7 protein-coding genes are annotated in these 10,215 nt (G+C 63.9%); 6 read left to right on the top strand and 1 reads right to left on the bottom strand.

The features are described 5' to 3' along the window. The first annotated feature begins 327 nt into the window (after positions 1-327). From C0V75_RS20330 to C0V75_RS20310, 4 genes are all read left to right on the top strand, one after another. Entirely contained in the window at positions 328-2,109 is a 1,782-nt protein-coding gene (locus tag C0V75_RS20330) for a type I secretion system permease/ATPase (protein ID WP_101922823.1), read from the top strand. Positions 2,110-2,142: 33 nt separating this feature from the next. Beyond that, entirely contained in the window at positions 2,143-3,174 is a 1,032-nt protein-coding gene (locus C0V75_RS23375) for a hypothetical protein (protein WP_216821486.1), read from the top strand. Positions 3,175-3,276: 102 nt separating this feature from the next. Next, positions 3,277-4,596 (top strand): HlyD family type I secretion periplasmic adaptor subunit, encoded by a 1,320-nt coding sequence (locus tag C0V75_RS20315; protein ID WP_101922817.1) that lies wholly within the window; start codon positions 3,277-3,279, stop codon positions 4,594-4,596. A gap of 199 nt (positions 4,597-4,795) precedes the next feature. Continuing rightward, positions 4,796-6,271 carry a sensor histidine kinase gene (locus C0V75_RS20310; protein WP_101922816.1) on the top strand — a complete coding sequence of 492 codons (1,476 nt, stop codon included), beginning with the start codon at positions 4,796-4,798 and terminating at the stop codon, positions 6,269-6,271. A 35-nt stretch (positions 6,272-6,306) separates the two neighbouring features. Here the strand turns inward: C0V75_RS20310 and C0V75_RS20305 are convergent, their stop codons facing one another. Further along, positions 6,307-7,449 carry a GNAT family N-acetyltransferase gene (locus C0V75_RS20305; RefSeq protein WP_101922815.1) on the bottom strand — a complete coding sequence of 381 codons (1,143 nt, stop codon included), beginning with the start codon at positions 7,447-7,449 and terminating at the stop codon, positions 6,307-6,309. A 329-nt stretch (positions 7,450-7,778) separates the two neighbouring features. On the opposite strand from C0V75_RS20305, the gene C0V75_RS20300 reads away from it, so the two are divergent. Beyond that, complete coding sequence (locus C0V75_RS20300; RefSeq protein WP_101922814.1) at positions 7,779-8,465, top strand: GNAT family N-acetyltransferase; 687 nt, start codon at positions 7,779-7,781, stop codon at positions 8,463-8,465. Positions 8,466-9,546: 1,081 nt separating this feature from the next. Beyond that, positions 9,547-10,206 (top strand): sugar transferase, encoded by a 660-nt coding sequence (locus tag C0V75_RS20295; RefSeq protein WP_101922813.1) that lies wholly within the window; start codon positions 9,547-9,549, stop codon positions 10,204-10,206. Positions 10,207-10,215: the final 9 nt, after the last annotated feature.

Here is a 10,215-nt window from a genome sequence, read left to right as displayed (position 1 = left end):
TCATCGACGGCTTCACCGACGGCGATGCGGATGCCGACTTCTCGCTCACGCTGCGCGGGGCGCATACCCTCGACAGCTCGTCCTTCTCCTTCTGATGCAGCAACACACCCCCCGGCCGGGTTCACCGGCCGGGGGGTGTTTTTTTGTCCGTCGGGCAGGTTCAGACCTTGGTCCAACGGATCGCGGGACCCTGTTCCGTGACGGAATCAAGCCGGATTTTCTACTTTCGAAGCATAGGGACAGGGCGCCTTCCCCGGAAACGCCTGTCCTCCTTGGACCAGATGGTCCGTTTCGAAGTGTTTGAGAGGCAAAGTTATGGCGCATCCGATGTCGAGTGCAGATCCCCTGGCGATGCGGAAGGCGCGTCAGTTGTTGAATGCGGACCTGACGCGCTACGGCTGGGCCTTGTTCGGGATTTCGGGCCTGATCAGCGTGCTTGCCCTGACCGGTTCCTTCTACATGCTTCAGGTCTATGACCGGGCGCTGGCGTCGGGCTCGGTGCAGACGCTGGCCTTCCTGTCGATCCTCGCGCTGGCGCTCTACATGGTTCAGGGCGGCTTCGACACGATCCGCAGCCAGGTCCTGGTGCGGATCGGCGCGCGTCTGGATCAGCGTCTTGCCCCGCTGTCGCACAAGGTGGCGATCGACATGCCGCGCTATGGCTTTTCCACCACCGAGGCGCTGGAACGCGGCCGCACGGTGGACACGCTGCGCAATTTCCTCGGCTCGCAGGCGCCGGCGGCGATCTTCGACCTGCCCTTCGTTCCGATCTTCCTGATCTTCGTCTATCTGCTGCACCCGGTTCTGGGCGCGGTCACGCTGGGCGGCGCGGTGGTTCTGGCCCTGCTCACCATGCTGGCCGAGTTCAAGTCGCGCGATCTGGCCAAGTCGGCGCAGAAGGCGCTGGTGGTGCGCAACACGATCTCGGAATCCAACACCCGCAACTCCGAAAGCCTGATCGCCATGGGCGCCACGGGCCGCGCGGTGGAACGCTTCGCCGCCGCCAACCGCCAGCATCTGGACCTGCAAACCCGCGCCTCGGACATCACCGGGACGATGGGCGCCATGTCGCGGGTGCTGCGGATGCTGCTGCAATCCGGCCTGCTGGGCCTGGGCGCCTTCTTCACCATCCAGGGCGAACTGTCCGCCGGGGCCATCATCGCCGTCTCGGTCGCCTCGGGCCGCGCCCTCGCCCCGATCGACCAGGTCATCGCCAACTGGAAGGGCATCGTCGCCGCCCGCCATGCCTGGACGCAGCTCCGCGATACACTGGTCGCCCTCTCGGCCGAAAAGACCCCGGTCATGCTGCCCGCCCCGACCCAGTCGCTGCGCGTCGAGAACCTCACCGTCGCCTCGCCCGCCAATGGCCGCGTGCTCTTGTCGGAAGTCAGCTTCGAATTGCAGGCCGGTCAGGCGCTGGCCATCGTCGGCCCCTCGGGCGGCGGCAAGTCCACGCTGCTGCGGGCGCTGGCTGGCGTCTGGCCGGTGCTGCGCGGCTCCATCCGCTATGATGACGTGGATCTGGCGCAGTGGGATCCCTCCCGCATGGGCGAGATCATCGGCTTCCTGCCGCAGGAAGTGGGCCTCTTCAACGGCACCGTGCGCGAGAACATCAGCCGCTTTGACACCAGCCGCGAAACCGATGCGGTCTACAAGGCAGCCGTGGCGGCGAATGTCCACAAGATGATCGCCCAGCTTCCCGAAGGCTATGATACCGAAGTCGGCGCCCTCGGCACTGCGCTTTCCGCCGGCCAGCGCCAGCGCATCGGTCTGGCCCGCGCCCTCTACCAGGACCCTTTCGTCGTCCTGCTCGATGAACCCAATGCCTCGCTCGATGCGGTGGGGGAACGCGCGCTGAACGACACGATCAAGTCGATCCGGGCGCGCGGCGGCATCGCGGTGATCGTGGCCCACCGGCCCTCCGTCCTTGCGGCGGTGGATATGGTGGCGGCGATCCATGCCGGGCGGCTCGCGGCCTTCGGCACGAAGGAAGAGGTGCTGGGCAACCGCGACGGCAAGGTCGTGGCCCCCACCACGGTCGCCGGCAGCGACCAGATCAATATCGGCCCTGCCGAGCGCGAACTGAACGCCGCGGCAAACGCGATCTGACCCAGACCCAACAACCGGGCAAATCCTGCCCTGATGACCGGACAACAGAAGGAGGCGGAGATGGAAATCAAGACCAAGCACCGCAAGTCGGCCGAGCAGAACAAGCCGAAGGGGCGCGCCCTCTTCACCCTGGCCGAACGCAAGGAGGCCCCCTTCGCAGCGATGTTCGCGGCGCTGACCCTCACGCTCGCGGCCTATGTCAAATCGGCCTTTGGCGGCACCGCGCAGCCCGGCGACCCGACGGACCAGCCGCATGACCGCGACGCGACCGAACAGGTCTCGGCCCCGCGCCAGCCGGGCATGGAAGAAGCCGCCCCGCAGGTGGAATTCTCCGAGCTTGACGAAGGCCAGCCGCTGATCACCGGATCGCTGCCGGGCGAGGATACCGACATGGGCCGCATCGGCCGTGGCCCCGGTCCGATCGACCTGTCCCGCTTCTTCCCCGAGGTCGATCCCGCGCTGGACCTGCCCGACCTCTATCTCGCAGACCAGCCGCAGATCCAGACCGCCTCGCTGCCCTCGATGTTCGGCACCCGCGGCGACATGCCCTTCGTGCCCGGCGCGCCCTCCATCGGCGGCGGCACGGGTGGCCAGGGCGGAAATACCGGCCATACCGGCGGCAATGGCAATGGCGGCAATGGCAATGGCGGAACCGGTCCGGTCGATGATGGCGCCGATGGCATCGTGGGGGTGAACTTCCACCAGCTCTTCGCCCAACTGGCCAGCGTGGTGCGCCCCTTCCACCCCACCACCGTCCGCGACATCTCCAACCTCGCCATCGGTGACTGGGTCAGCCAGCACGAGCTTTACAAGCTGCGCGGCGGCGAAACCCGTGCCGATCTCGACACTGCCTATCTGGCGCGCGAGGAACGCACCTATGACCTCGTCTCCAACACGGAGTCGAAGGAAGCCTTCATCGAGCAGTACTTCCCCAGCCTCGATACCCCCGCAGCCAGCACCATGCCCGAAGCGACCCTCGTCGAAACCCCGGTCATCACGGCCGCGGACATGGTCACCACGCCCGACCCGCTGCTGGCCACCGATACCGCGACCGGCCTGCTCTGACACTGCCCCCCCGGCAGACCCCGCGCGGGCCTGCCGGACACCCTCCCCCCCCCTCCCTCGGGGACCTGTCCGCAGGCCCCCGGCAAGAACCGAGTGACGAAGATGATGTCGATGGCCTCCAACCTGCCCTATCCGCCCGATCCGGCCGCCGCCTTCTCGCTGCGCGGGCGCCTGATCGCCGCCGCCGCCCTGACCGTCTTCCTTGTCGGCGGGATCGGCTTCTGGGCCGCCACCGCCCGTCTCGATGCCGCCGTGATCGGCTCGGGCTCCGTGCTGGTGAAGAACGACGTCCAGAACGTGCAGCATGTCGATGGCGGCACCCTGAACCAGATCCTCGTCTCGACGGGCCAGCAGGTCGAGGCCGGCCAGCCCGTCCTCATCCTCGATACCTTCGATCTTCAGACCCGCATCGGCATGCTCGAGGCCCAGCTTCTGGAGGCCGAGGCCCGCGCCGCCCGCCTCGCCGCGGAACGCGACGGGGTGGACATGGTCACCCCTGCCAGCTTCGACGCCGCCGATCCAGACGCCCTCCGCATCCTCGACGGCGAACGCCGCCTGATGGAGGAGAACCGCCTCAACCGCGAGGGCGAACTGGCCTCGCTCGACCTTCAGGCCGACCAGCTCCGCTTCGATACGGAAGGCCAGACCGCCCGCCGCCAGTCGCTGCTCGAGGAACTCGCCCTCGTCGAGGACTCCTTCGCCCGCTTCGACAAGCTGCAGAAGGCCGGCTCCGTCGAGAAAAGCCGCCTTGACGAAATCCTGCGCGACCTCACCCGGATGCGTGGCGAAATGGGCGAAATCGACGCCAACCTCGCCCGCAACCAGACCCGCCAGACCGAGATCACCCTGGAACGTGACCGCCTCATGGCCACGGCAAAGGCGGATGCCCATCGCGAACTGCGCGCGCTCGAACCCCAGATCACCGACCTGCGCCAGCAACTGGCCGCCGCCGTGGAAAAGAAGGAACGCGCCGTCCTGCGCGCCCCCGTCGCCGGTGTCGTGAACGAACTCAACGTCTCCACCCTCGGTGAAGTCGTCCCCCCGGGAAAGACCCTCGTCACCATCGTCCCCAGCGAAACCGACCTCGTGATCGAGTTCCGCATCTCCACCACCGACATCGACGCCATCCAGCCCGGCCAGAAGGCCCGCCTCCGCTTCCCGGCCTTCAACCAGCGCCTCACGCCCGAAATCGACGGCGTCGTGGACACCATCGCCGCCGCCGCCGTCATGGACCCCAACACGGGCATGACCTATTACACCGCCCGCGCCAAGGCGACCGGCAACCTCGACGATCTCGGCACCCGCGGCCTCGTCCCCGGAATGCCCGTCGAAGTCTATATCCCCACCCAGGAACGGGTCGTCATCTCCTACCTCGTCCAACCCGTCGTCGATCAGATGAACCGCGCCATGCGCGAGGAATAGCCAAGGTCTCTCTGTCCGGTAGCTAAAGCCTTTGCCGTCGTCCCACGAATATGATCCATAGTAACAGGGGTTAACCTTGAGACAGGGCAAAGGCCAAACGGCCGGAAAACCGGATACGGAGAGACGGCATGGATCCCGACACGATCCGTGGAACAGAACGGGCAGTCTCGGCCAGCCTCTGGCCACCGGCGAGGATGGCATGCGTCAGGTCCTGAGCTTCCTGCGCTCGCTTGGCCTGACGGCGCAGTTCCTGCTGCTCGCCACGGTCCTCTATACGGTTCTGGCCATCGGAACCGGCACACTCCAGAACCGCATCATCTCCGAACGCATGATCGAAGGTTCGCTGGAAATCGAACAGGCGCTGGCGCGCGGGGTCCTTCTCTCGGTGCTCGGCGACGAACCGGTCCGCGAGTACCTGCCGCCTGCGCTCGAGGCGGAAATCCATGATGCGGTGATGAACCAGATCGACCCGGCCTATATCAATCGGGTCAAGATCTGGGGTGTTGACGGCACGCTGGTCTATTCCTCCTCCGGCCCGGTGGAGTCTCTTGGCAAGCTCGAACCCTCCGTCATGCGCGCCGTGAACGGCGAAACCATCATCTCCCGCGCCGACGGCTTCTCTCCCGAGAATGTCGAGGATGTTACCCTCGGCTCCGTGGTCTATGAAGTGTACATGCCGCTGGTGAACCGGCACGGCCAGGTGATCGCCGTCGGTGAAATCTACTGTAGCGTCGAACTGCTGCTCACCCGCATTTCCCGGATGCTGGCCGATACGGATTACATCCGCCTCGCCTCGCTCCTGATCGGGATCGCCGGTCTCGCCGTCCTTGTCGCCTTCGCCCAACGCCGGATCAATGCGCAGGAACGCTCCATCGCCGACAGCCTGCGCAGGTCCGACGAACTGGCCGAACGCAACCGCCAGCTTTTCAACGAATCCGAACGGCTCCGCACCCAGGCCGCCCAGATCAGCGAAGCGGTGCTGAACCGGATCGGATCGGAACTGCATGACGGGCCGATCCAGCTTCTCAGCATCGCCGCCCTCTATCGCAGCCAGCTCGTCCATGCCGAAGCGGATCTTCCGCTCGCCCGCAAGGCCAGCGAATTGCTGGACTCGGCGCTGACGGACCTGCGCTCCATCTCCACCGGTCTGGTCCTGCCCACGCTCGACGGGCTCGATCTGGCCGAAACGCTGCGTCTGGCCGTGCTGAACTTCCGCACCGAATGCGGAACCGAAGTGGCGCTGGAACTGGATGAGGCGGAAGTCACGCTGGACCCGGACACGCGGACCGCGATCTACCGCATCGTCTCCGAAGCGCTGCACAACGCCCGAAAACATGCCGAAGGGCGCGGTGTCTCCGTCCGGGCCGAGGTATCGGATGGCGTGCTTGATATCAGCGTCTCCGACAAGGGGCCGGGCATCCGTCCGGTCACGAACGAATTGCGGCCCTCGGGGCATGTCTCGCTCGGCCTCGCCGGGATGCGCAACCGCGCCAAGAGCATCGGGGCAAGGTTCGACGTCATCAGCCGGCCGGGGCGCGGCACGCAGGTCCGCCTCTCCATGGATCTGGAAACCGGAGCGGATTGCTGGCACGCCGCCGCCATCCCCACGACAGACCGCACGTCAGCCTCCGGGATGGACGAAGCCGGCGCCTACGCCCTCAGCAAGGAAGGCTGACGCCTCCCCGCTGCCCCTACGCCTCTGGACGATCCTCACTCCGTGCTTTCGGCTTCCGGCTTCGCCTTGTGGCGCCGCGCCGCCTTGTAGCGCCAATAGACATAAGCCATCGCCCCAATCACGCTGCGCGGCGACATGCACTCCATAAGCGGCCGCCCCTGCGCCCCGAAGCGCTGCTTGTAAGGCTCATCACCGATGGTGAAGTCGAAAAAGCCCGCGAAACCGGTCTTCGGCCCGAACTCCTCCAGCATCGCATCGAACATCAGCATCCCGGGACGGTAGCTTTCCCATTCCCCAACGGCAAAGCTCGGCATGACGCTGTGATAGGCCTTTCCCCGCGTCAGCCCATAGGAACAGGCCACCGGCGTATCGCCCACCCGAAGGATCGAGATGGTGATGTCAAGCTGCCGCTTCGGATCGCAGGCCACATCATAGTAGAAGCTGCGCCAGACCTCGGGCGTGTCGGCCCGGTTGATACGCTGGAACCGGCCGCGCCGCATTTCCCAAAGGATGTCCATGATCGGCCGCATCGTCAGCGGGTCGCTGTAATGCGCAAGGCTCAGCGGCCCGATCGCCTGTGCCTTCTTCTTCTGCTGCCGGATGGTGGACCGCAGCCGCGACTGCATGATGTCCTTGGACAAGTCGGCCCAGGGCCGATCCACCGTCACGCCATAGCAGCGTTCCTTCATCGCCACCACATGCCCGACCTGCAAAAGCGGGTTGGCCTTCCCCTCGATCTCCCCATGCATCTTCTGGAAATGCAGCATGTCGCAGCGCGGCAGAACCCGCAGGATCGCCCGCATCACCTCGGCCTGCGCCTCCGTCGGGATGCGATCCTCGCCCGCCATGATCGGACCGGCGTAATCACTCACCCCCAGATCGGCCAGCGAAATGAAGCGCAGCTTCATCCTGCGATACTCGCACAGCGGCAGGATCCAGACGATGCCACCCTCATCGGCGACGGTCACCACAAGGGGCCGCGCCAGGCCGTGCTTCGTCGTGTTCTCATACCAGGCCGACACCCAGTCATAGGACTGGAAGACAGTGCAGCAGCCCGTCTCCTCCAGCCTGCGCCACACCGGCTCCAGCGGCCTCCAGTCGCGGTGCAGCGTCACCGTCCTCGACGCCGCCCTCAGGGTCTTGATCCCCGGACCGCCTTCTTCGCGCAGATCTTTCATCGCTTGCTCTCTACCATTCGGCCCGTCGGAACGCGCCTCCCTGCGGACCGGTCCGCCCTGCGGTCACAGCGCGCAGCCTGCCTGGCAGGCCCTTGCCGCCCTCTGCCGTCTCCGGATGATTTTTTGAAATGGATTGCCAGAATACTCAGTGGCTTGCACCTGTTTGTCGGCGCAGCTTTATCCCGGCGGGTTTCACCTAGGCAAGGCATTTATGGCCTCCGGACATGGCCCCCGCCAGCACCATCTGACGGCCTGATCAGTTGACACGGACGGTCGCCTGACGCACTACGCTCCACAATAGTAACGAAAGTTAACACAAGAGAGAACCCATGCTCGGTTCCGCATCTGACGCGCCAGAGCGTCTGTCGATCCCCGCCAAGATCGTCCGACGTCTCAAGAGGGGCCCCTACAGCTACTCCTCGCGCTTCGGTCTCCGCCGCACCCTCTCCGTGCCGGTCGATCCGCCCCGCGCCAAGATCCCCCTGTCCATCCGCCCCTTCCAGCCCGGCGACGAACAGGCCCTCTTCGGTCATCGCGACCCCGTGGCCGATCCCGCCGATGCGCTCGAAATCCACTACAGGCTCCAGCACCTCCGGGCCAACATCCCCACCCCCTATGTCGCGATCGACGAGACGACAGGAACCCCCTGCTATCTTCAGTGGCTGATGGGGTCCGAACAGAACGACAAGATCCAGGCCCATCTCTGGGGCTTTCCCCGGCTCGACAAGGACGTGGCGCTGCTCGAGAACGCCTATATCCCGCCCGCCTATCGCGGCCAGCGCATCATGTCCGAAGCGATGTACATGGTCTCAGAACGCGCCAGGGACCTCAACGCGAACTATGCCCTGACCTTCGTCGCGGGTGACAACATGCCCTCGCTGAAGGGCTGCAAACGCGCCGGATTCGACATCTACATCTTCAACGAACGCAGCCAATATGCCTTTGGTTTATTCGAAAGGCACAGCTTTTCGGTAATTCCCGCTGGCGATGCGCGGTTGACGTTGCTGGATAACTGAACGCGTTCCGCAGGCCTGTGGCCTTTCCCGGCAATTCAAGCCGAATGAATCCCCCGGTTCATTCCCGATTCGGGTTTCGCCGCGCCGGAATGAATTGCCGCTGGGTAAGCCTATTGCCAATTTGGCCAGTGGCGCGATTCCGCCGACGCCCCCTGTCCTTGATGGCGGAGTTTCGCCAGACGGCCCAAACGATACTGCAACTCATTCGCATTTCTCAAAAGTCGCCCCTCGCTGAAATCACCTCTCTTGCCGCGATGCAGCAATTCCCGCCGGCCAGCGCGCACCCGAGGACGCCCCACCTCAGCGACAAACATCATGACGCCGTGATGCCTGTCCTGAACCAAATAACCCGTCAGCCCACGATCCACAGAATACCAGCCCCGCTCGAAGGCCCGGATACCAATCCATTTCCGCAGAGACTTCCGCATCAGACAAAAGGCCATGCCGTCGCGGCCAGTTCCGATATCGTCCGGCCTTCAGTCACGCCTTTGCCATATAAATGCCAGGATCAACTCCGCGTCTTTCAATAGCGCGGCATCAGCACAGGCAGATGGTTTCAATCAACCCCGCCTTTCGGCTGTAGTCCCAGACCAAAGCCGCGATACAAGCCATGCATCGGTCAAATTCCAGGATGATTCCGGGCGTTATTTTTGCCCTATCGGAAACAATCCACTGGATTATCGCACGCATCCATGCTCCATCTCCTCGAGGAACCCTCTTTCCCTCGCGCCAAGTCGCAACCGGAATCGACAGGCGCCGCGGATCGAATCAGTAAGCGCCAAAGTCAGCTTATCGGGACGCCAAACTGGCAGGGCTTTCACTTAATCAACAGCCCACAATCTTGGCGGTCTCTCGACAACCATTAACGCACGTTAAGGTTGTATTTTTGAGTCAAACTTTAACCTTCGTTAACAAGATGTGCTGGCACCCGAACACATTTCAGCCATAATCCGGCCACAGCCCCGGAGCCGGCCCCCTCCCCGTCGCCGAACCCCGGAAGCCCATCCAACCTTTTGCGTACCAGGGGGCGGAAAGTCTTGAAATGAAACACAATTATGCTCCAACTGTACGGAAGAACGAAATGACGATCTCGACTGCGCAACAATCCATCGCCTACCGGGAAGACGTCTGCGGCGGCGTCATCAAGCGGACTTTTGACATAATTCTCGCCCTCATTGCCATCGTGCTGCTCTCCCCGCTCCTGGTCGGCGTCGCCCTCGCGGTGAAGCTCTCCGATGGCGGCCCGGCATTCTTCGGCCAGACCCGAATTGGGGCCCATGGCCGTGCCTTCCGTATCTGGAAATTCAGAAGCATGGTGCCGGATGCCCAGGCACGTCTGCGCGACCATCTGGAACGCAATCCGCAAGCGCAACAGGAATGGAATCTGTATCGCAAATTGAAATGCGATCCGCGCATCACGCCGCTTGGCCGTATTCTGCGCAAATACAGCGTGGACGAATTGCCGCAGCTTTTTAACATCCTTCTTGGCGATATGAGCTTTGTTGGCCCGCGCCCCGTGGATCAATCCGAATGCGGACTTTATGGGAATTCGTTCACCCATTACGTCCGCTGCCGTCCGGGTTTGACGGGCCTGTGGCAAGTCAGCGGTCGCAGCGATGCGTCATTTGATCGCCGCGTTACCTTCGATCGCTATTACGTGATGAATTGGAGCCTGATCCTCGATTTCGTGCTCATCCTCAAGACGGTGCCAGTTGCTATTTCCGGCCGGGGCTCCTATTAACGCGTATTG

Source organism: Tabrizicola sp. TH137 (assembly GCF_002855575.1).
In the GTDB taxonomy this organism is placed as follows: Bacteria; Pseudomonadota; Alphaproteobacteria; order Rhodobacterales; family Rhodobacteraceae; genus Paragemmobacter.
The sequence above is the reverse complement of the archived record's forward strand: the minus strand, read 5'-3'. Positions and strand labels throughout refer to the sequence as shown.